This window comes from Flavobacterium sp. SLB02 (assembly GCF_009664855.1).
In the GTDB taxonomy this organism is placed as follows: Bacteria; Bacteroidota; Bacteroidia; order Flavobacteriales; family Flavobacteriaceae; genus Flavobacterium.
Genome location: NZ_CP045928.1, coordinates 5,411,539 through 5,432,365, shown reverse-complemented (window position 1 = coordinate 5,432,365; position 20,827 = coordinate 5,411,539). Strand labels below are relative to the sequence as shown.

24 protein-coding genes are annotated in these 20,827 nt (G+C 33.9%); 16 read left to right on the top strand and 8 right to left on the bottom strand.

Annotation, left to right across the window (positions count from 1 at the left end):
* Nucleotides 1-15: 15 nt before the first annotated feature.
* Nucleotides 16-1,287, bottom strand: coding sequence for a serine--tRNA ligase (gene serS, locus GIY83_RS20575; RefSeq protein ID WP_194617956.1), 1,272 nt, complete (start codon nt 1,285-1,287; stop codon nt 16-18).
* A 276-nt stretch (nt 1,288-1,563) separates the two neighbouring features.
* On the opposite strand from serS, the gene GIY83_RS20570 reads away from it, so the two are divergent.
* Nucleotides 1,564-2,172 (top strand): DapH/DapD/GlmU-related protein, encoded by a 609-nt coding sequence (locus GIY83_RS20570; protein ID WP_208687236.1) that lies wholly within the window; start codon nt 1,564-1,566, stop codon nt 2,170-2,172.
* A gap of 96 nt (nt 2,173-2,268) precedes the next feature.
* On the opposite strand, the gene GIY83_RS20565 is transcribed toward GIY83_RS20570, so the two are convergent.
* From GIY83_RS20565 to GIY83_RS20545, 5 genes are all read right to left on the bottom strand, one after another.
* On the bottom strand, nt 2,269-3,678 hold the full coding sequence (locus tag GIY83_RS20565) for a T9SS type A sorting domain-containing protein (RefSeq protein ID WP_194617957.1): 1,410 nt from the start codon (nt 3,676-3,678) through the stop codon (nt 2,269-2,271).
* Between the two features lie 57 nt (nt 3,679-3,735).
* Complete coding sequence (locus GIY83_RS20560; RefSeq protein WP_194617958.1) at nt 3,736-5,280, bottom strand: patatin-like phospholipase family protein; 1,545 nt, start codon at nt 5,278-5,280, stop codon at nt 3,736-3,738.
* Between the two features lie 108 nt (nt 5,281-5,388).
* On the bottom strand, nt 5,389-5,766 hold the full coding sequence (locus GIY83_RS20555) for a PKD domain-containing protein (protein ID WP_194617959.1): 378 nt from the start codon (nt 5,764-5,766) through the stop codon (nt 5,389-5,391).
* Nucleotides 5,767-5,863: 97 nt separating this feature from the next.
* Nucleotides 5,864-6,430 (bottom strand): hypothetical protein, encoded by a 567-nt coding sequence (locus GIY83_RS20550; RefSeq protein ID WP_194617960.1) that lies wholly within the window; start codon nt 6,428-6,430, stop codon nt 5,864-5,866.
* Nucleotides 6,431-6,680: 250 nt separating this feature from the next.
* Nucleotides 6,681-7,223: a hypothetical protein gene (locus GIY83_RS20545; RefSeq protein ID WP_194617961.1), complete on the bottom strand. Its 543-nt coding sequence runs from the start codon at nt 7,221-7,223 to the stop codon at nt 6,681-6,683.
* A 231-nt stretch (nt 7,224-7,454) separates the two neighbouring features.
* Here GIY83_RS20545 and GIY83_RS20540 point away from each other — a divergent pair, with 231 nt between their 5' ends.
* The 6 genes from GIY83_RS20540 to GIY83_RS20515 all read left to right on the top strand — a co-directional run bounded on the left by GIY83_RS20540 (nt 7,455) and on the right by GIY83_RS20515 (nt 10,875).
* Nucleotides 7,455-7,844, top strand: coding sequence for a hypothetical protein (locus tag GIY83_RS20540; RefSeq protein WP_208683198.1), 390 nt, complete (start codon nt 7,455-7,457; stop codon nt 7,842-7,844).
* Between the two features lie 21 nt (nt 7,845-7,865).
* Entirely contained in the window at nt 7,866-8,435 is a 570-nt protein-coding gene (locus GIY83_RS20535) for a hypothetical protein (protein WP_208683196.1), read from the top strand.
* Nucleotides 8,436-8,734: 299 nt separating this feature from the next.
* Nucleotides 8,735-9,496, top strand: coding sequence for an MBL fold metallo-hydrolase (locus GIY83_RS20530; RefSeq protein WP_194617964.1), 762 nt, complete (start codon nt 8,735-8,737; stop codon nt 9,494-9,496).
* 149 nt (nt 9,497-9,645) lie between these two features.
* A complete protein-coding gene (locus GIY83_RS20525) occupies nt 9,646-9,927 on the top strand; it encodes a hypothetical protein (protein ID WP_194617965.1) in 282 nt (93 codons plus the stop codon).
* A gap of 22 nt (nt 9,928-9,949) precedes the next feature.
* Nucleotides 9,950-10,393, top strand: coding sequence for a hypothetical protein (locus GIY83_RS20520; RefSeq protein WP_208683194.1), 444 nt, complete (start codon nt 9,950-9,952; stop codon nt 10,391-10,393).
* A gap of 8 nt (nt 10,394-10,401) precedes the next feature.
* Nucleotides 10,402-10,875 carry a hypothetical protein gene (locus GIY83_RS20515; RefSeq protein ID WP_208683191.1) on the top strand — a complete coding sequence of 158 codons (474 nt, stop codon included), beginning with the start codon at nt 10,402-10,404 and terminating at the stop codon, nt 10,873-10,875.
* A gap of 9 nt (nt 10,876-10,884) precedes the next feature.
* Here the strand turns inward: GIY83_RS20515 and GIY83_RS20510 are convergent, their stop codons facing one another.
* The gene (locus tag GIY83_RS20510) at nt 10,885-11,055 is read right to left on the bottom strand and encodes a hypothetical protein (protein WP_208683189.1); all 171 of its coding nucleotides are present in this window, start codon (nt 11,053-11,055) and stop codon (nt 10,885-10,887) included.
* A 107-nt stretch (nt 11,056-11,162) separates the two neighbouring features.
* Between GIY83_RS20510 and GIY83_RS20505 the strand changes: the two genes are divergently transcribed.
* The 5 genes from GIY83_RS20505 (at nt 11,163) to GIY83_RS20485 (ending at nt 13,897) form a co-directional block, all read left to right on the top strand.
* Nucleotides 11,163-11,312 carry a hypothetical protein gene (locus tag GIY83_RS20505; protein WP_208683188.1) on the top strand — a complete coding sequence of 50 codons (150 nt, stop codon included), beginning with the start codon at nt 11,163-11,165 and terminating at the stop codon, nt 11,310-11,312.
* A 42-nt stretch (nt 11,313-11,354) separates the two neighbouring features.
* Complete coding sequence (locus GIY83_RS20500) at nt 11,355-11,843, top strand: hypothetical protein (RefSeq protein ID WP_208683187.1); 489 nt, start codon at nt 11,355-11,357, stop codon at nt 11,841-11,843.
* A gap of 11 nt (nt 11,844-11,854) precedes the next feature.
* Nucleotides 11,855-12,412, top strand: coding sequence for a YdeI family protein (locus GIY83_RS20495; RefSeq protein ID WP_208683186.1), 558 nt, complete (start codon nt 11,855-11,857; stop codon nt 12,410-12,412).
* 83 nt (nt 12,413-12,495) lie between these two features.
* Nucleotides 12,496-13,398 (top strand): PhzF family phenazine biosynthesis protein, encoded by a 903-nt coding sequence (locus GIY83_RS20490; protein ID WP_208683185.1) that lies wholly within the window; start codon nt 12,496-12,498, stop codon nt 13,396-13,398.
* A 4-nt stretch (nt 13,399-13,402) separates the two neighbouring features.
* On the top strand, nt 13,403-13,897 hold the full coding sequence (locus tag GIY83_RS20485; protein ID WP_208683184.1) for an SMI1/KNR4 family protein: 495 nt from the start codon (nt 13,403-13,405) through the stop codon (nt 13,895-13,897).
* A gap of 50 nt (nt 13,898-13,947) precedes the next feature.
* Here the strand turns inward: GIY83_RS20485 and GIY83_RS20480 are convergent, their stop codons facing one another.
* Nucleotides 13,948-14,175 carry a CDGSH iron-sulfur domain-containing protein gene (locus GIY83_RS20480; protein ID WP_056248078.1) on the bottom strand — a complete coding sequence of 76 codons (228 nt, stop codon included), beginning with the start codon at nt 14,173-14,175 and terminating at the stop codon, nt 13,948-13,950.
* A gap of 549 nt (nt 14,176-14,724) precedes the next feature.
* On the opposite strand from GIY83_RS20480, the gene metG reads away from it, so the two are divergent.
* The 4 genes from metG to GIY83_RS20460 all read left to right on the top strand — a co-directional run bounded on the left by metG (nt 14,725) and on the right by GIY83_RS20460 (nt 20,815).
* Nucleotides 14,725-16,782, top strand: coding sequence for a methionine--tRNA ligase (gene metG / locus GIY83_RS20475; RefSeq protein ID WP_208683182.1), 2,058 nt, complete (start codon nt 14,725-14,727; stop codon nt 16,780-16,782).
* A 260-nt stretch (nt 16,783-17,042) separates the two neighbouring features.
* Nucleotides 17,043-18,482: a hypothetical protein gene (locus GIY83_RS20470; RefSeq protein ID WP_208683178.1), complete on the top strand. Its 1,440-nt coding sequence runs from the start codon at nt 17,043-17,045 to the stop codon at nt 18,480-18,482.
* Between the two features lie 231 nt (nt 18,483-18,713).
* Nucleotides 18,714-19,286 (top strand): NfeD family protein, encoded by a 573-nt coding sequence (locus GIY83_RS20465; protein WP_229029145.1) that lies wholly within the window; start codon nt 18,714-18,716, stop codon nt 19,284-19,286.
* An 11-nt stretch (nt 19,287-19,297) separates the two neighbouring features.
* Nucleotides 19,298-20,815, top strand: a complete 1,518-nt coding sequence (locus GIY83_RS20460; RefSeq protein WP_194617975.1) for a flotillin family protein — start codon at nt 19,298-19,300, stop codon at nt 20,813-20,815.
* The last annotated feature ends 12 nt before the right edge of the window (nt 20,816-20,827 follow it).

Genomic DNA, 20,827 nt, shown 5'->3' with positions numbered 1-20,827 from the left:
CTAAGTACTATTTAATTAATTTATAATATCAAATCCGCAGTAAGGGCGTAAAACTTCTGGAATTACGATTCCTTCCGGAGTTTGGTAATTTTCTAATATACCGGCTAAAACTCTTGGCAAAGCCAATGAACTTCCGTTAAGCGTGTGTGCCAATTGATTTTTTCCGTCTTTGTCTTTGAAACGTAATTTCAAACGATTGGCCTGAAAAGTTTCGAAGTTAGAAACAGAACTGATCTCTAACCAACGATCCTGCGCGGTAGAAAACACTTCAAAATCATATGTCAAAGCCGATGTGAATCCCATATCGCCACCACATAAACGTAAAACACGGTATGGCAATTTCAATTCTTTCAAAATATCTTTTACGTGCTCAACCATTCCGTCAAGTGCTTCATAAGACTTCTCGGGATGTTCTACACGTACAATTTCTACTTTATCAAATTGGTGCAAACGGTTTAATCCACGAACGTGTGCTCCGTAAGAACCTGCCTCACGACGGAAACATGGAGTATAAGCTGTGTATAAAACTGGTAATTCCGTTTCGCTTAATAAAACATCGCGAAATAAATTCGTAACCGGAACCTCAGCAGTTGGAATCAAATATAAATCATCAATTGTTGAGTGATACATTTGTCCTTCTTTGTCCGGTAATTGTCCTGTTCCGTATCCAGAAGCTTCGTTTACCAAATGCGGTACCTGAACTTCATTGTATCCTGCAGCAGTATTTTTATCCAGGAAATAATTAATCAAAGCACGTTGCAAACGAGCTCCTTTTCCTTTATAAACCGGAAATCCTGCTCCAGCAATTTTTACACCCAATTCGAAATCGATGATATCGTATTTTTTTACCAATTCCCAGTGAGGTTGTGCACCTTCGTGAAGAACCGGAATATCACCTTCCTGAAAAACATTTAAGTTATCGTCCGGAGTTTTTCCTTCAGGAACAATATCAGCCGGAAGATTTGGTAAAGTATATAATAAATTGGTTAATTCGGTAGCCAAAGCTTCAGCTTTTTCGCCTAATTCTTTACTTTTTTCTTTTAATGAAACCGTTTTTTCTTTTAAGATTGCCGCTTTAGCTTTCTCTCCCGCTTTCATTAATTCTCCAATATCTTTGGATAATTTATTAGATTCAGATAAAGTGTTGTCTAATTCAACTTGTGTTGCACGACGATTTTCGTCTAATTGCACGACTTCTTCAACAACGCTTTTAGCATCGATATTTCGTTTTGCTAAAGCCTTGATTACTTTCTCCTGATTCTCTCTAATAAATGCGATTTGTAACATAGCTTGATTTTTATAACTATTGTATTTTTTTATAACGGAAGCAAATTTAAGGAAATGTTTTATAAGATCACGACAAAGTTGATTCTAAAGTTATTTCGAGGTTGTTCAAGAAGAGGTTCCGCACAGATACACAGAGATTTTCACAGAGATACACAAAAATTTTAAATATTACTTCGTGAAGCTTCGTGAAAATCTCCGTGTATCTCTGCGGAATAACGTGCGAAATCCCTTTTTCGAAAATAAAAAATCAGTAAATTGCAATTAAAAATTACCATCATGCTTATCGACCATTTTATCGAAAATTTCTCAAAGACTTTTACTAATCTTTCTCCATCAGAACCCTGGAATATCACCAATGACCTCAAAGCTATAATCGAAAAAATGATTTTAAATCTGGGGGATGATTATATTATTCAAGATAATATTGCCATTCATAAATCAGCCACTATTGAAAACAATGTAACGATTAAGAAACCGGCTATTATTGGTAAAAACTGCTATATTAGCGCAAACGCTTATTTTAGAGAAGGTGTTTATTTAGATCAATCGGTAAAAATTGGTCCGGGTTGCGAAATAAAAAGCAGTATTATTTGTTCTAATACCGCAATTGCGCATTTTAATTACATCGGAAACAGTATTATTGGACGAAACATCAATTTTGAAGCAGGTTCGATTGCCGCCAATCATTACAACGAAAGAGCGAATAAAAAAATATCGGTACTTTATGATGCTAAAATTATCGAAACGAACTCGGATAAATTTGGTTCTTTGGTTGGTGACAATTCACGAATTGGAGCAAATGCAGTATTATCGCCGGGAACTATTTTAGTCAAAAATTCGATTGTAAAAAGACTGGAATTAATTGAGCAAGTGGTTTTGGAATAGTAGTTATTCCACAGATATACAATAAAGTAGCACAGAGATTCAAAAAAATTTTAGTAATTTAAATATACTAATTCTTAATTCTTAATTCTTAATTCTTTACTCTTTAATCACCTTAAATGTTTTAACAACATCTTCAACAGTAACTTTCAAAATATAAAATCCTGGAGTTAATGCTATAACATTTATTGTTCCGTCGCTGGTTTTGCCTTTTAAGGCACTTTTGGATTCGAAATCAAAAAACTCGAAATCAAAGTTTTTAGATTTTACATTCTCAACCGAAATTGTTGTTTGAGCCGGATTAGGGAAAACATAAGGCTTTTTAAGAGTTGTAACTTCGGGCTGAACATTATTGCAGGCACTTTCTAATAATGATGGTAAATCGACCTCATCATAAACGAGCGTATAATTAAGCTCATCAGCTTTTCGGAACAATTCGCAGGCTTCTTTGTATTTGAGTTGATCGAGATAAATAATCCCCAGATTTTTCATCGCATACGAATTGTTTTTATCCATATCTAAAACATATTTCAAATCGGCAATTCCTTTATCTGATTCTCCTAGTTTATGGTAGATTAAACCCCTCGTGGCTCTTAAATCCCTCCCGCCATATCCTATGCTCTTGTCAATAATCGTTTTCTCATTTTTAAAAGCAATAGTAATACTTTCCATAGCTTTTTGATATTCTCCTATATCACTGTACAATATGGCGAGTGCCCATTGTGCATGTGCGTGATCCGGTTTTTTGGCTACAATTTTTTCTAAATAAAAACGAGCCAAATCATAAGACTTTCTTCGCTGTAATAATATTGCAAAGTTGTACAAAATACGTAAATCGTCAGGAGCATTATTAATAGCTTTATAACAATAATTAAAAGCAAAATTGTCCATTTCGAGTGAAGCATAAATATTAGCCAATCGATCGTAAAGTTTACTTCTAAAAACCGCTTTCGATTTCTCTAAAGAATCAGACAGGACAATATCTTTATTTTTAGGATCTTTATCAATAGAATATTCCACCTTTTTTAGATCTTCAAGTGCCAATGTAGTATTACCAAGACTAATACTTAAAACGCCACGATTGAACAAATCGTTAACCTTAGTCGGGTTATAATTCGTTCTTGTATTGATTTCGGTCATCAATTTCAGGGCTTTTTTTACCGTTTCTTCTTTGTCTTTGTTAAACGGTAATTTATGATCGGTTCTGCTCACAAGTTTTCCATGCGAGAAATTCCAAGTGACCAGTTTTTCGCCTTGTTTGTTGTACTGATAAGCATTAGAATCTTTAAGACCTTTATCATCATAAAAGAAAATCTCATTCAACTTTCCATTCGAATAATACGTTTTGGTACTGTCTGGTTTCTTATCTTTTCCGTACCAAATCTCTACCGAAACAACATAATCGTCATAAAAATACCTTGAAACATTATCAGATGCATCGCTTCCTTTTTCCTGAGCAGATAAAAAGAGGGGCAAAAACAATAAGGCAAAAACGATTTTTTTATTCATAATAACATTCTGTCAAAAATTTTGAGGCATTAAATAGAAAATCAAATTTCGACAAAATTACTTACGTTCGACCAATAATTCTTTTAATTCATTCGTTTTTAAGTAAGCGGCAAAACGGCCTGAAAGCAATAAAACCTCTCGTTCGTCGGGAGTAATTCTTAATTTGGTTTCTACGTGCGAGGCATATTCGTATAATAATAAAACCTGTCTGGCAGCTAAATCCTTGAATTTTTCTTTATTTAAAGTCGCTACAATTATTTCGCCATCCTTATCTTTTTTAAAGGAATCCTCACCAAACTTCATGGTCAGTTCCTGTTTAAAACTGCCAAATAATTTTACCCAACTGCTTGCTTCGTCATTTGTATTTTTCAATTCAAACACCAAATCTTCATAAGGATAATCTTTTTGCATCTTTACCAAATAATCCCTAATGGTAGTAAATCCAATAATCTGATAATTCGAAACCGGTATTTTATAACGTTCAAAAGTACTTTCGACATCTTTATCAAAAGTCATATAGCGCGTTTGAACGGTATATAAAGAGGCCGTTTCAAACAATGAAATCAATCTTATTTTGGCATCAGTGATATAAGGCGTTTTCTTCCCCTGACCTAGACAATCTATAAAAAGCGCTTTCTTGTTTTTATCACTCACTTTTGTATCGTTATGAAGCAACTCGACCAAGGTTTTATAGCCCATATTGTCTGACGCGCCGCCATCGACAATACACAATATCTTATCCTGATTTTTTACGCCAAATTTTACTTTTGGCAAAACTCCTGGAAAAGCAGAACTCGCCGTAATCGCATAAGTAAGCGGAAAATCATAACCGTTATTAATTTGATTTTCATTTAATGCAATAGGAGCTTTATTGGGCGCCAAAGAAGAATTCAGGTTTAAACCCCGAATAATATGCGGCATAAACGGAATACGTTCGCCATTATTAAAAGCGGTTCCGTTAGCTACAAACATCGGCAAAGCTGGAACCGACTTGCTGTTTTTGGGAACAAAAAAATCAGACAACAACATTTGGGTACCAAACTTATTCGTATTATCCGGATGCAGGGCGTCGTATTGCAAAATATCGGCATCTATGCGCTGCGTCATCGATATTTTATCGCCTTTTTCGTTTCGGCTATTGTTCAATAAAGACAAAATATTGGCCGATTTATCGACATAATCCTTATAAGCATCGGCTTTAGAAAAGTAAAATTCGTTGAAGGAACAATTATCCTGAAACAATTTATTTTTAAGAATCGTTAAGTAATATCCAGCCGAAAAACAACCTCCGGAAACGGTAGAGAAATAATCAATTTCGTTCAGGAAATTACGTTGAGAATCGTTTTCCTGAATTTCCTCTAATCCCAAAAGCACGCCCATACTAAAAAACTGCGCTCTCGAACCTCCGCCCGAAATCCCGATTCCTAAAGCAATATTGGGATTCTGAAACTTTTTATCGCGTTCCTGAACCGACTTATAATCGTCTAATGAAACCGACGGAATTGAACTATAATTGATTTCTGAAAAAAGGTTGATTTTGTTTTGAGAAAATCCTATTTGAAGAAAAAGCAACAGCAATATCTGGAAGTGTTTGTATCTCATTTTGTGGCTTTTTTTTTATTGCTAAATCAGTAAAAGCAAAATTACGAGAAACTTAACCAAGTTAAATATTAACTAATGAAATCTTTAACATTCAAAAAATACAATTCTTTAATTTACTGTAATACTTCTTGTTGGCGAGGATGTACAGGTTGCTCCTCCATTCTGAACCGTAATATCCGTCTTTGCAGTATAAGTACCCGCTGCGCTATAGATATGCGAAATAGAAACCGTAGTTCCCGTCGCTGTAACTGTCTCTGCAGGTGTACCATCTCCAAAAGTCCATTTTACAGATTTCAAAGTATTCGTTCCTGAATATTCAACTGTAAAATCTATTTTTTTAGGGTTTGTTGCATCTGTCGAATGTTTTACCTTCTCGTATAAAGACTCAGAAACGCAATCCAGTCCTTTTTCTATATCATTTTTGCTGCACGAAATACTTAAAACAAATAATGCGGCAATCATCAAAATTGGAGATTTACTTTTCATGACATTAATTTTAGTGGTTACTTTAAAATGTTATTTTTCTCAAATATAATCAATCTTAAATATTATCTTTTTGATAATTATCACCCAAAAGCGTTTTTCATTCAACATTAAACAATCTCAAAATATACGAAAGTTCATAAACGATAAAGACTATTGCCAAAACAGTATGAAAAACTTTATTATGAACCTTAATCGCCACCAGACACAAAATAATATGACTAATAATGCGAACAAAATATTCGGTTTGATTGTACAAAAAGTAATCGCCGCCCTTTATCGCCGTATCGATAATATCGGCTCCAAAACTGATCGCCAAAATGGCAAAAAACCAATTTTTACGCGAATAAAAATAATCTTCATAACCCGTATAATCCACCAAATCATCGGGATACAGAATCGCACACAACAAATAATAAATCAGGATATAACAAATGATAAAGAAATAATCCGCAAAATACCATTCGTGAATTAACTTCAAGTTAAACTCCCACCACCAAAAATGAATAAGCAGCAAAAAAACATAAAACACCCAAAGAGAGTGCACAAAATAGATTTTCTTACGCCCCGGATGCTGAATAAAAATTACAGATCCTCTTATAAGATGCGTTAAACTCAAACCCAAAATAATCCCTATAATCGATTTGATGTGTGTAAGTTCTTCCATAAAACAATTTCGATTTTATAAAGAACTAAAATTAAGCATTTTACCACAGAGTTGCGCAAAGTTTTTTTTAACATTGTCAGGCTGAGCGGAGTCAAAGCCCCGCAAAGTTTTTTAAAAAGAAATTTTAATTAATCGCGCAAAGTCGCCAAGAAAATAAAACTTTGCGCCTTTGCGCGAGATTTTATAGATATTCAAACAAAAAACTTTGCGAACCTCGCGTAAATCTTTGCGCTCTTTGCGGTTAAAAAAACTAAGCTCTCTTTATCTCATGCCCCACATATTCCTCCAAAGCAGCAAACATATCATCTACAGAAAGCACCTCAAAATCAGGATGATTTTTCAGGAAATTAGCATTTAGCGTAATCAGGTTTTCTTCAAGTTCAAAGAAAGTATCGTTGTTTAGTAAATCACGAGTTGGGTTTACCCCTTCCAGTTTTCCGCTTACAAATTTATTCAGCTTTACGCTGCTCATTAGTTTTACCTTTTTGCTTTGTTGCTGAAACAATTCAAGATGTTTTTCGGCACCAATTAAAGCCAAACCTTCTTCGATAAGTTCGTTCAGTTCCTTATTCCAACCCGATTTATAAACAAACTGAGCAAAATTTCCCTCAGCATATTGCGAATAGTAATAATCAAGATAATAACTCATCAACGCATCTTCATGAATAAATTCGTCATCGACACCTTCCTCGCGCATTAAATTAATTACCGAAATATTAGAGTGAATCACATCCTGAAGATTTTCACTATTCATTGCCGTTTCAGAAACTAGTATTCTACCGAACTCCTCCATTTTGATATTTTTTAAGATTGATTTGCAAATTTCGGCGAAATAATAATAACAACGCGAATATTTTTTTGGCCCTTCCCTTCGGTCGGGCTATTCGCTGCAATTCCTTCGTCAGGCTGTCGGCTTTTCACTGCTATCCCTAACGCGATCTGGCATTCAAAAAGAAAACAACATTTGGCAAAGATTTTGTTTTACGTATTCAAAATTTCAACTAACAAACTAAACCAAAACAACATGAAAGAAACTATCTTAAAAAGTCTTCTGCTTTCTATTTTAATAACTAATCTTTGGGCAACTATTACATTCTTCATCTATTACTTTGAGACAGGATTATTTAGTGGCTTTAAAACCCTTCTGCTTTTTGGATGGAGTTGCTGGATTAGTTCAGGTTTAGGTTTATTAGCAATATTACTTTCGTTTTTAAAAATATGGAAATCAAACCAATCAAAAGTTTTTTTGCTCGTATTTACTGGTTGGTTCAATATCTTTTTTTCACTATTGCTTATCACAACAACTTATTTCGAAATAATTGCTCCAGAATCCTTTATTGATGCCTTTTTTATAGTTAATTTGATTATTACAATTGTAGTATATTTCAGGACAAAAAAGATTATTTTAGCTTGACATTTTCTCTAACAACTACTTATGAATAAAATAAATTTTCTAATCCCTTTATTAATACTTTGTTTATTAAGCTGTCAAAAAAGAGATGATCATACCGAAAGAATAGAAGATATTGAGTTTTCGTATATCAGCGGACTTCGAATTCCCTACAACACAGTAACAATTAACATTACAAGAAATAATAAAGACAGCAGTAATGTGTTTATTCAAATCAGACCTTTATTTGACACCCAAAAATGGGGATACAGTAAAATTGATGAAATAGTAAAAATTGACAATTTAACTTTCGAAAAAATTATCGAAAAAATTAAATTACTTGACCATATAAACATGGATAAGGCTCATAAAATAGGCAATGACGGAAGTACGTGGAAAATTGAATACGGGGCAAAAGGAAAAAATAAAAGCTATAAGTTTTGGTCTCCCACTTTTCAAACAAAAAAAAGAGGATTAGATAATTTTGTACAGCTATCTGAACAAATTTTGGATATTTCAAAACTAAAAAAGATATTATTGATAAGTAAGATATTTTCGAGAACCAATAGCGCGGATTTGCAATCTATAGTGCACGAAATTTTTAAAGTGGGCTGAAAGTCGTAAAAAGCAATAGCGTAGTGCAGCGCACTACGAATTAAATTACAAAGTAAAAATTGCCATGAAAGGGCAAAAAAAAACTACGATTAAAGATTTAGGGGAATCATGTAAAATATGCCCTTTAAAACTAGGCTTTCGCCCTTGCAGGGCTTAAAAGTGATATTCTTTTTTCATAGTGCTTCGCACCATGCTATTGCTAAAGATCTTTCAGAGCAATAAGTTTCGAACATTTATAATCCGATAGCGCAAAATTTGCAATCCCTATCCACAATAACAATCAATCAAAACAAATCTTCATGATAAAAATCCATCACCTAAACTGCGTAAAAATTGTTTCACCCGTAAACGACAATGTTTGCGGACATTGCTTATTGATTCAGGAAAACGACAAACTCATTTTAGTCGATACCGGAATCGGGCTTTTAGACATTCAAAACCCAGAAGAAAGAATTGGCCAGCAACTTATAGACATGGTTGGATATCGTTTTGATGAAAATCAAACCGCGATCAGACAAATCGAAAAACTGGGACTTGATCCCAAAAAAGTAACCGATTGTATTATTTCGCATCTGGACAACGATCATAGTGGCGGTTTGGCAGATTTTCCAAACGCAACCGTTCATGTTGGACTGGAAGAATGTGACGCCTATATTTCAGGAAATCCAAGGTATCTAAAAACGCCTTTATCACACCAGCCAACAATAAAAACCTACGAAAAATTAGATTTGAACTGGTTTGGATTCGAAGCCAGAAAGGTTAATATAGATATCGAAACCGAAATTTACTTAATTCTGCTTTTCGGACATACATTAGGACATTGCGGTGTGGCTTTAAAAACAGAAAAAGGATGGTTATTTTATATAGCCGATGCCTATTATATGCGAATAGAACTTACAGATAGCGATCATCCCGTAAATCAATTGGCAAAAATGAGGGCCGAAGACAATGATTTACGATTAAGTACATTAGATAAAATCAGAAATTTAATCAACGAACATCCCGAGATTGAAGTTTTTGGGTATCATGATATAGAAGAGTTTAACTTTTACAAGAACTAAAAAGCAAAATTTTATAAAAAAATAGAAATTTCAACGCAACCATTTTCCAGAAAGGTCATCTGTTAACAAAGAGAATGCTTTATCCTATCGCGAAATACCCAAATGCGAAGAAAGTAGTTTTCAATTAACAACCTACAACCATTTAGTTTATGGATGACCTGCCAAAAAACCTGACTATATTTTACATCTTAGGCATATTCTCTCTTATAGTAGGAATAATTTACGCCATAATGATCATCGACGGAAATTCGGCACCAGAAGGATTAATGGGAATTTATATTTTGTTTTGCTTGCTTCCGGTTATTATTCTCATAATAATCGATCGATTTCTGGTTACAAAATTCGGAAATCAAAAAGTAAATATAGTTGAGTTCTCTTTTCTGGGATTTATTCTATTTTTATGGATTATAAAAATGCTTTTAAATTTGTAAAGCCAATCCAAATATAATACTTATGGAAATTTTAAATACAGCGATAAAATTCGCATTATTAATCGCTTTAATTATTTCTCCTACACTACTATTTAATAAGCTTCGTAAGCAAAGTTTTAAATATCCCTTTATTTTATATTTAATTTCGGCTGTGCTTATTACCTTCTTTTTAGTTATGGTTCTTGCGTGGTGGTCGCATTTTTCAACTGAGCTTCTACTTTCTCATTATGGTTATTATTCCGGTGATTTGAATGAAACAGAAAGAATGAAAAATGTTGCCGTCGAAAATTTAGATAAGGTAAACACGCTGCGAATAAGTAAAATGGGAATTGGGTGGCCCCTTAAAGCTATTATTTTTTATCCTTTTTATTTTCCATATCTTGTTATTGCATACTTGGGTATGTATTTTTATAGCAAAAAATCAAGTCAAAAAGTAAGTTTACAAAAAGACTCAATTGAATTTTAATCATATTAATGAAAAAAAGCAGTGACGACTCAGCATTTGAGCAAACTTTTTCATCTCTAAAAAGAATGGGGGAAAGATTCCCTGGCGCAAAAACAACTTTCGAATTATTAAAAGAATTAAATCCGGAAACTACAACTTCGCAATCTGATATTCTGGTTTCTGAAGTCCCTAAAATTCAATATCAATCTAATACAAATAGCTTTTTCTACTTCTATTTTCCAATAGTCAGTCACATTCTCTATCATAAATCTGAATACGAAAAAGATCTTTTAAAATATTTAATAGGCCCAAACTTCGCCAACGGAACCTCTGAAGTTGATGAAATGATTGCGATAATCAAAGGAGCAATGGGATTTAAACTCAAAGAAAATGAGTTTTATTTAACCAAAGAAAGTCAGCTTTGGGTTGAGAATGAACTTCCGAAACTAGAAAAGGAAATTCAGCGAGAAATAGATCTTTGCTGGAAAGAACTTGACGAATAATAATATAATTTATGAATTACCCGATTCATCATTATTCTTCTTTTCGTTCATTTTGGCCACTAAAGCCTTCAAACGTAATGCACGTTCTCTTTTTTCTTCCTGAAGTTTCGCCTTTTTCTTATTGAGCAATTTGGTGTGCAAAGCCTTGTTTTTGGTGTTTTTTTCAGGTCCTTTTGCCATAATTTAATTTTCTTTAATTAGGTTTACAAAGATAAAGAACTAATAGCGAGAACAATTCTAATTATAACTAAAAAGCAAAAATGGATTCTGAAAAACTTCGAGATATTATGATACCATTAATAGTTATTGGCGCAGGTTTATTGGTAAGAACAACCGAAAATAAAAATTATCAGGACGCAAAAAAATGGGGCAAGTATTTAATAATTATTGGTGTAGTTTCGCTCATTATTAGAAATATTGATTTATTAATCGATTAATATTACTTTGCAATTTTAAAAAAAATAAAACCCTGAGAATAAATGACGTTATCATACAATAATTGTAAAATTGAAATTACAGAAGAAAAAATTGAATGTGAATATTTATACTTATTCAACAAAGAAATAAATTGGGAAATAGCATTAGCCGAAAAAATAATTTATAAAATAAAATCCAAAGAAATAGTTCTTATCCCACAAGAAATCAAAGAATTTCAATTCGAAATAGAAGATATCCCTCATAGATCATCAAACTTAAGTCAGGTAGCAGTAATTTATTATTTAAAAAAGGGAGAGTTTGAAGCAACAGAATTGTTCAGATTTTGTGTGATTGAAGAAACAAAACTAAGTAGCCAAACAAAATCATATGAATTCGCAAATGAAATATTAAAAATGATATCCAATAAATATAATATTCCATTTTCATTTAAATATTATGTAGAAACTAAGAGAAAAAGAGACGCTCTATCCCATCTAATTGTATTAATAATCTTTGCTTTCTTATTTGGACTATTAGCAAATAATTTATAAAAATTAACTAAATGAACCCAACTTTCTTCCCAACCCAAGAACAATTCAGAGCATGGCTGGAAAAGCATTACCAGAAAGAAACCGAACTTTTAGTGGGCTTCTATAAAGTAAATAGCAAAAAACCTTCGATGTCGTGGCCAGAATCTGTAGATCAGGCACTTTGTTTTGGCTGGATCGATGGCGTTCGAAGATCTATAGACGAAGAGAGTTATTCGATCAGGTTTACACCAAGAAAGAAATCCAGCATTTGGAGCGCGATCAACATCAAGAAAATCGAAGCACTCACCAAAGCCGGATTAATGAAAGAAGCTGGAATAAAAGCATTCGAATACAGATCTGAAGAAAGATCTAAAATTTACTCGCATGAAAATGAAGCATATGTGCTCGATCCTGAGTTCGAAAAACATTTTAAAGCCAATGCAATAGCCTGGGAATATTTCAACAATCAGGCACCATCGTACAAAAAGGTAATAATTCACATAATTATGAGCGCCAAACAAGAAAAAACAAAACTTGCAAGACTTGAAAAGGCAATACGCTTTAGCTTTGAACAAAAACGAATGTTGTAAAAGAAAATGGAATGATTGTAACTTAGATCAAATGACAATCAGTAACTTTATTCTATCAAAAACTCAACTAACAAACTATAATAATGAAAGATAGAAGCGCATTAGAATACTACGTCCTGGATGTATTCTCTAATAAAAGTTACAAGGGAAATCCGTTGTCTGTTGTTTTTACCGATGGTAATCTGGAGTTAGAAACCTATCATAATATCGCAAAGGAATTTGGCTATTCTGAAACTTCGTTTGTTTATTATTCTTCGGCACAAAAAGCGCTTAATGTTCGTTCTTTTACGCCAACAGGTTTTGAAGTAGATGGCGCCGGACATAATTTATTAGGTGCAGTTTGCGCGGCATTATTCAAAAAAATATCCATATTTCATGAACAAAATGAAACCAATCGTTTTGTCATCATGAAAGACAATCCTATACCTCTTACAACAAGTTTTGATCCCGTTACCGAATATCCTGTGGTTCAAATGCATCAAAAACCGGCTGTAGCATTACAGGAAGTTCCGGCTTCGTTAATAGCAAAAGCACTTGGTTTGGCCATTGATGATTTAACGGTTGGTGATCTTCTTCCAACAATTGTTCAAACCGAAGTAGCGCATATAATGGTTCCTATAAAAAACAGACGTTTTTTGCACGATTGCATTCCGGATAATAAACGCTTAATCGAAATCTCTAAAGAATACGGATTTGAAGGTTTTTATTGTTATACCATTTTCGATGCTAAACATGAAAATATAGTCGAAGCCAGATTCTTTAATCCTTTAATTGGGATTGACGAAGATGCCGCTACAGGAACAGCAGCGGGGCCTTTAATTGGCTTTTTGACCAAAACCAAATACACAAAACCCAATACCGAATATAAAATCCTGCAAGGTGTAAAACTAAATCAGCCTTCACTGATTGAAGTCATGGCCAGAGAAAATGATATTTTGGTGGGTGGTTCTGCGGTTATAACCATGCGAGGGGAAATTCACATATAGAACGATGAAAAAAAATTTACTAATTAGTATTTCGGAAAAGGCAATTAAATACGAAGATTTCAATTTTACATCTGAACAAATTGAAAACAATTGGCTCGGAACTATTCCCGCTACCGAAAAACAGATAAATGATGCAGAAAACAAACTTGGCATAAAACTACCAGAAAATTATATCGAATTCATTCGAATAACTAATGGTTTTTCAGCACCAAATGATATTGAACCAAGTTTTGAAAATATAGAAAACATTGACTTCTTAAAAAATATTGATGATTTTGTAATTGAAGCTTATGCGTATCTACCCGAATTAGATAATTCTATTCTAATTGCAGGAATATCCCAAGAACAATATTTCTTACTACTTCCTCCGAAAACAAAAGACGAAGAATGGAAATATTGGAAGTTTGCAAATTGGCATCCAGGTGAACATCCTTATAAAAATCTAAAAGACTATTTTGAAAATGTTCTTCAGTTTATAATTGAAGAACATGAATCATAAAAAAAGCTGCATCAAAAAATGCAGCTTTATATCTTAACCAGAATATTTTCTTAGTTTGTTTTCATTGGTGGTAAATCGAATGCGATAGAATCGTGTTCGAAATTATTACGGTGCCCTCCATCGCAAAAAGGTTTGTTTGCAGATAATCCGCAACGGCAAAGTCCTAATGCAGCTCTTCCTTGTAGTCCGTAAACTGTTCCTTCAGAATCCATGATTTCGAAATCACCTTCGATTTTGATAGATCCGTTTTTATTGATGATTAATTTTGTCTTGCTCATAACTTGTTTTTGTTTTTTTTCAGGGCAAAGATTGCGAAATAAATTTTTAAGATTTTAATTAGGGAGCTAGTTTAAATTGGTTCTATTTTATGCGTTTTACCACAGAGATTCGCAGAGGTTTTATTTATTGGTTTGAAATAATCACGCAAAGGCACTAAGTCGCAAAGGTTTTAATGCACCTGTCAGGCTGAGCGAAGTCGAAGCGCCGCAAAGATTTTTATGGATTTGGCTGAAATAATCTCGCAAAGGCGCAAAGGTTTTATATGTACATTCATTTTGAATGGATTAAAATCTGTTCTGAGCCGAAGGCTCTCCCGAAAAAGTTCCAGGGGAACGATTTATTTTGTAGGGCTGGACTTCAGTCCAGTCTACAATAAGCATAGCAATAGCGAATAAAACTTTGCGCCTCTGCGACTTTGCGAGATTAAAAAAACTTTGCGAATCTCTGTGTTTTTTCTTAGTTCAACTCTGCGAAATTGCGTGCGAATCTCCGCGGAATAACAAAATCTCAATTCTATTGCTTATTTTTGCACTCAATAAAATTGAGTTATGATACAGAATCCAAAGAGATATACTATTACGGCGGCATTGCCTTACACCAACGGACCTATACATATTGGGCATTTGGCAGGGGTTTACGTGCCTGCAGATATTTATTCGAGATATTTACGTTTGCAAGGAAAAGACGTTGCGTTTATTTGCGGAAGTGATGAACATGGCGTTGCAATTTCGATGAAAGCCAAAAAAGAAGGAATTACACCACAAGAAGTTATTGATAAATATGACGGAATTATTAGAAAATCATTTAATGATTTCGGAATTTCGTTTGATAATTATTCCCGTACTTCGGCTAAGATTCATCACGATACGGCTCAGGAATTCTTTAGAACATTGTATGATAAAGGCGATTTTATTGAAGAAACAACAGAGCAATTGTATGATGCAAAAGCAGATCAGTTTCTCGCAGACCGTTTTGTAGTGGGAACTTGCCCTAAATGTGGCAATGACGGAGCTTACGGAGATCAGTGCGAAAATTGTGGATCAACTTTGAATGCTACAGATTTAATAAACCCAAAATCGACAATTACGGGAGAAACTCCGATATTGAAATCGACTAAACACTGGTTTTTACCTCTTGACAGATATACTGAATTCCTTACTGAATGGATTCTTGTTGGACATAAAAACGACTGGAAACCTAATGTTTACGGACAAGTAAAATCTTGGGTAGATGGCGGATTGGAACCTCGTGCCGTTACGCGTGACCTTGATTGGGGAATTGATGTTCCGGTTGAAGGTGCTGAAGGAAAGAAATTATACGTTTGGTTTGATGCACCTATCGGTTACATTTCATCGACTAAAGAATGGGCGCTGCGCGAAGGAAAAGACTGGGAACCATACTGGAAAGATGAAGACACAAAACTGGTTCATTTTATTGGGAAAGACAATATTGTTTTTCACTGTATCATTTTCCCTGCGATGCTTAAAGCCGAAGGAAGCTATATTTTGCCGGACAATGTTCCTGCAAATGAGTTTTTGAATCTGGAAGGAAATAAACTTTCGACTTCTAAAAACTGGGCAGTTTGGTTGCACGAATATCTGGAAGAATTTCCGGAGAAACAAGACGTTTTACGTTATGCATTAACCTCAAACGCTCCAGAAACTAAGGATAATGATTTTACCTGGAAAGATTTTCAGGCAAGAAATAACAATGAATTGGTTGCCATTTTTGGAAATTTCATTAATCGTGTGGTGGTTCTAACGAACAAATATTACGACGGATTTATCCCAACTCCAAATGAATTATCTGAAGTTGACGAAAACACTTTAGCAGAATTAAAAGCGTATCCAGCCGTGATTTCAAGTTCGGTAGAGCGTTACAGATTCCGTGAAGCTTTGGGTGAATTGATGAATGTGGCTCGTTTAGGAAATAAATATCTTGCCGATGAAGAGCCTTGGAAAGTAATGAAAGACAATCCGGAGCGTGTAAAAACTCAAATGTATGTGGCGCTGCAAATTGCTGCTGCGTTGAGCATTTTGGCTGAACCTTTTTTACCTTTTACTGCGGCTAAATTGTCAAGAATCCTGAAAAACGAAGGCAAATTGAACTGGAATGATGTTACTAAAAATTCAGAATTGATTCCGGAAGGTCACCAAATTGGTGAAGCCGAATTATTATTCGCAAAAATCGAAGACGAAGAAATACAAAAACAAATAGATAAATTGGAAGCTACAAAAACAGCTAATATCGCCGAAAACAAAAAAGCTGAACCTCAAAAAGATTTAATTCAATATGAGGATTTCGCCAAAATGGATTTACGTGTAGGAACGATCATCGAAGCCGAAAAAATGCCAAAAGCAAACAAACTTTTGGTGCTAAAAATCGATACCGGAATTGATGTTCGCACGATAGTTTCTGGAATTGCCGAAAGCTTTTCGCCAGAAGAAATCATTGGTAAACGCGTTACGGTTTTAGCGAACTTGGCGCCAAGAGCCTTACGCGGAGTTGAAAGTCAGGGTATGATTTTAATGACAACAAATACTGAAGGTAAACTGGTTTTCGTAAATCCTGATACTGATGCTCCGAATGGTGAAACTATAAATTAAGATTTTGTAAAAATCAAAATATTAAAGATGTGCAATGCACATCTTTTTTTTGTGCCGTTAGGCACAATTATGATTCTTGGTTTGCATTTGTAAACGAAACAAGTTTAAACTAAAATTTTATATTTACCAAAAAAACGTGAATTTGTTAATCACTTAATAGATTCTCGCTTTTCCTTTTAAAAGGAAATTGTGAAACATTTTATTTACTATCCTTTTACTTTCAAAAAAAAACAAGATATTCGTCAAAAAAAAATCTTTATATGTTCAAAAAATTCCTCCTTACCTCTTTATTTTTAAATAGTTTACTTTCTTTTTCTCAAGATATTGTAAGTTCCACTCCTGTTGAATTAAAAAAGAATCGTGACATTTTTCAGGTTGTAAATACTAAAAAAAAGGATGTTACTTTATTTGTTAGTGACAAAATAAAAGTAAAAGCCATTCATCTTAGCGAAAACATGCAAATTGTTGATAGTATTTCTACCGAAAGACCAAGTGCTAAGACTTATGACAATATGATTGGTTATAATATCAGCAATAACAATACTAGATTATTCTGGTCGTCTGATAATTATCAGGACATTTATACGCAATTGTTTGATTTTAATACGCGCAAAGTCGAAACAAAACAATATTCTCTTGTATTAAAAGAAGAGAAAATTCTACAAAAATTCAGCGAAAATGAGAATTTCTATATTTTAACTTTTATCAAGAAAAGCAGTAATTTGAAACTTCATATTTTTGACAAAGACGGAAACTATAATGCAAAAACAATTTCGCTGGAAGGATTTCACTTTGTAAAACGAACTTATGCAAAAACAGATTTAGATGGAACATTAAGTGAAAATTTACTTCCTTTTGAACTTCCATATACACTAAAGTATATCACCCCTGAAAACCCAACTTCATTAACCGATGGAGCCAAAAAGAGAAAATGTTACTTTAATAAAAACCAAATTATAATAACTCTGGATACTAATGTTGACTTTACCCAGGTTTTTACTATTGATCTAAACACGTTTACTGCTACAGAAAAAATGATAAAACAACGTTTTATACCAGGAGATCGTACATCTTTAAATTCTAACTCTTTCTATTTTGAGAATAAACTTTATCAGGTAAAAACTTCATCAGATCTTTTATATTTTACCATAAAAGATTTGGATGACAATATCTTAAAAGAACATTTTGCTAATATTACCAAACCAATCGAATTCAAGAATTCCGAAATATATCAGGAAGGTGGAGATTTCTTTGGAGGAAAAAGAACCTTAGAAACCTCAGCGCAGTTTATTAGAAAAGTAAACAATTTAAATGCTGGTCTTTCTTGCTATCATATTGGCGAAAATACCCTAATTACTTTTGGAGGTGTTTCTTCAACTCAGCAATCAGGCGGACAAGCGGCTTTAGGACAATTTGGTTTAATTGGAGCTTTGATTTCAGTAGCGGTGTACAATCCAACAATGGAAAACTTCAACTCATATACTAATAGGAAAGTCGTAAAAATTGAAGGTTTATTTGACAAAGAAGGAAATAATATAAAAGGCGAATTACAACCTTTGGCATTTGATAAAATCAGAACGTTTTTTGACAAGAACACCGACGTTTCATCACAAACCTTATTTAAGATTAGTAATTTTTATTATTTGGGTTATTATGATAATAAAACCAAAGAATATATCATTAGAAAATTTGCTGATTAAAATCTTAAATTCCCGAGTTATCCCAATGATAACTCGGGACCGTTTTATCGAATCTAAAGTAAATATTATAATTCTCTACTCAACAACATAATTCCTCGTTTTATCATAGTTATAAACTGGTACCACTCTTTATTTATTTAGACACTACAAGAACACCTATTTTAATTCAAATTAGTTTTCTTTCATAAAAAGTAAGATATTAGCGCCTAAATCATTCTAAAAAAACCTAAAATGATCGAACTTTTAGATAGTTTACCCACCTTACTCAAATCCTTTTGGTATATCGCTATTCCAACGAGTATCATTTTTATTATTCAAACCATTATCACCTTTACAGGTCTTGACGTAGCCGATGGTTTTGATACTGATTTTCATGGCGATGTACATGATGGAGGTTCAGATTTTCAGCTTTTTTCGTTACGAAATCTGATCAATTTCCTATTAGGTTTTAGTTGGACAGGAATTTCTTTTTATTCCACAATTGGCGATCAACCAGTAGTGCTTATCGTTGCTTCATTTATTGTTGGGGTTCTATTTGTTGTTTTATTCTTTCTGGTTATCAAACAAGTACAAAAATTAGCCGAAGACAATTCTTTTAAAATTACAAATACATTAAACAAAACCGCCGAAGTTTATTTGACGATTCCGGAAAACAAAAAAGGAAAAGGCAAAATCATGATCAGTGTCAATGGTACCTTTCATGAATTAGAAGCCATGACCGAAAATGAAAGAATCCCTTCAGGCGCAGTAGTTAGAGTAGTAAAAATAGAGAATAACAATATTTTAATAGTAGAATCCATTTAACATAACCAAGCATGAACCCAATTATTTTAATTGCAGTTGCGGCAATCGTTTTATTCGTAACAATTTCGGCATTAATATCAAGGTACAAACGTTGTCCTTCTGATAAAATCTTAGTCATTTATGGTCGTACAGGCGGCACATCGGCAAAATGTGTTCACGGAGGTGGTGCCTTTATCTGGCCTGTAATTCAGGACTATTCTTTTTTAGATTTAAAACCGCTTTCGATCGAGGCCAATTTAACCAATGCCCTGAGTAGACAAAACATTAGAGTCGATGTTCCATGTCGATTTACAATCGCTATTTCTACTGAATCAGACAGCATGAATACGGCGGCTGAAAGACTTTTAGGTTTATCATCAGAACAAATTCAGGAACTGGCAAAAGATATTCTATTTGGACAATTGCGTTTGGTAATTGCTACGATGACTATTGAAGAAATCAATTCTGACCGTGATAAATTTTTGGATAATATCTCGAAAAATGTTGACAGCGAATTAAAGAAAATTGGTTTAAAACTAATCAACGTAAACGTTACCGATATTAAAGACGAGTCTGGATATATCGAAGCTTTAGGAAAAGAAGCTGCTGCGAAAGCAATCAACGAAGCAAAAATTAGTGTTGCTGAACAGGAAAAAATTGGAGAAACCGGTAAAGCTCTTGCCGATAGAGAAAAAGACACTCAAATTGCTGAAACGCACAGAGACCGAGACGTAAAAATCGCTATTACGCAAAAAGACAGAGAAATTAGTATTGCAACTGCCTCTAAAGATGAAACGATTGGAAAAGCAGAAGCAGCAAGAGATACAAGGGTAAAAACATCTGAAGCAAATGCAATTGCGATTCAGGGAGAAAACGAAGCTAAGATTGCAATCGCAAATTCTGAAGCTTTACGTAGAGAAAAAGAAGCAGAATCATTGCGTATTGCTATAACCGCTGAGAAAGTACAACAAGCAAAAGCATTAGAAGAATCGTATGTTGCAGAGCAAAAAGCCGAGTTGGCTCGTTCTGAAAGAGAACGTTCTACCCAAATTGCCAATATTGTAATTCCTGCCGAAATTGCCAAACAAAGAGCCATTATCGAAGCTCAGGCTGCTGCCGAAACCATAAGAGAGAATGCAAAAGGAGAAGCGGACGCAATTTTTGCAAAAATGGAAGCAGAAGCAAAAGGTCTCTTTGAAATATTGACAAAACAAGCTGAAGGTTATAAAGAAGTTGTGGCTGCTGCAGGAGGAGATCCGAGCAAAGCGTTCCAATTATTGTTATTAGAAAAACTTCCTGAATTGGTTAAAACTCAGGTTGAAGCTGTTAAAAACATCAAAATTGATAAAATCACGGTTTGGGATTCCGGAAATGGTCAGGGCGAAAACGGAAATTCATCAACGGCAAACTTTGTTTCAGGAATGATGAAAACCGTTCCTCCTTTGAATGATTTATTTAATATGGCCGGACTTAATCTACCATCTTACCTAAAAGGGGAAGACGCTCCTGAAGTACCTCCAACAATTGAAGTGGTAGAAAAAGAAGAATAAGAATCAACTTAT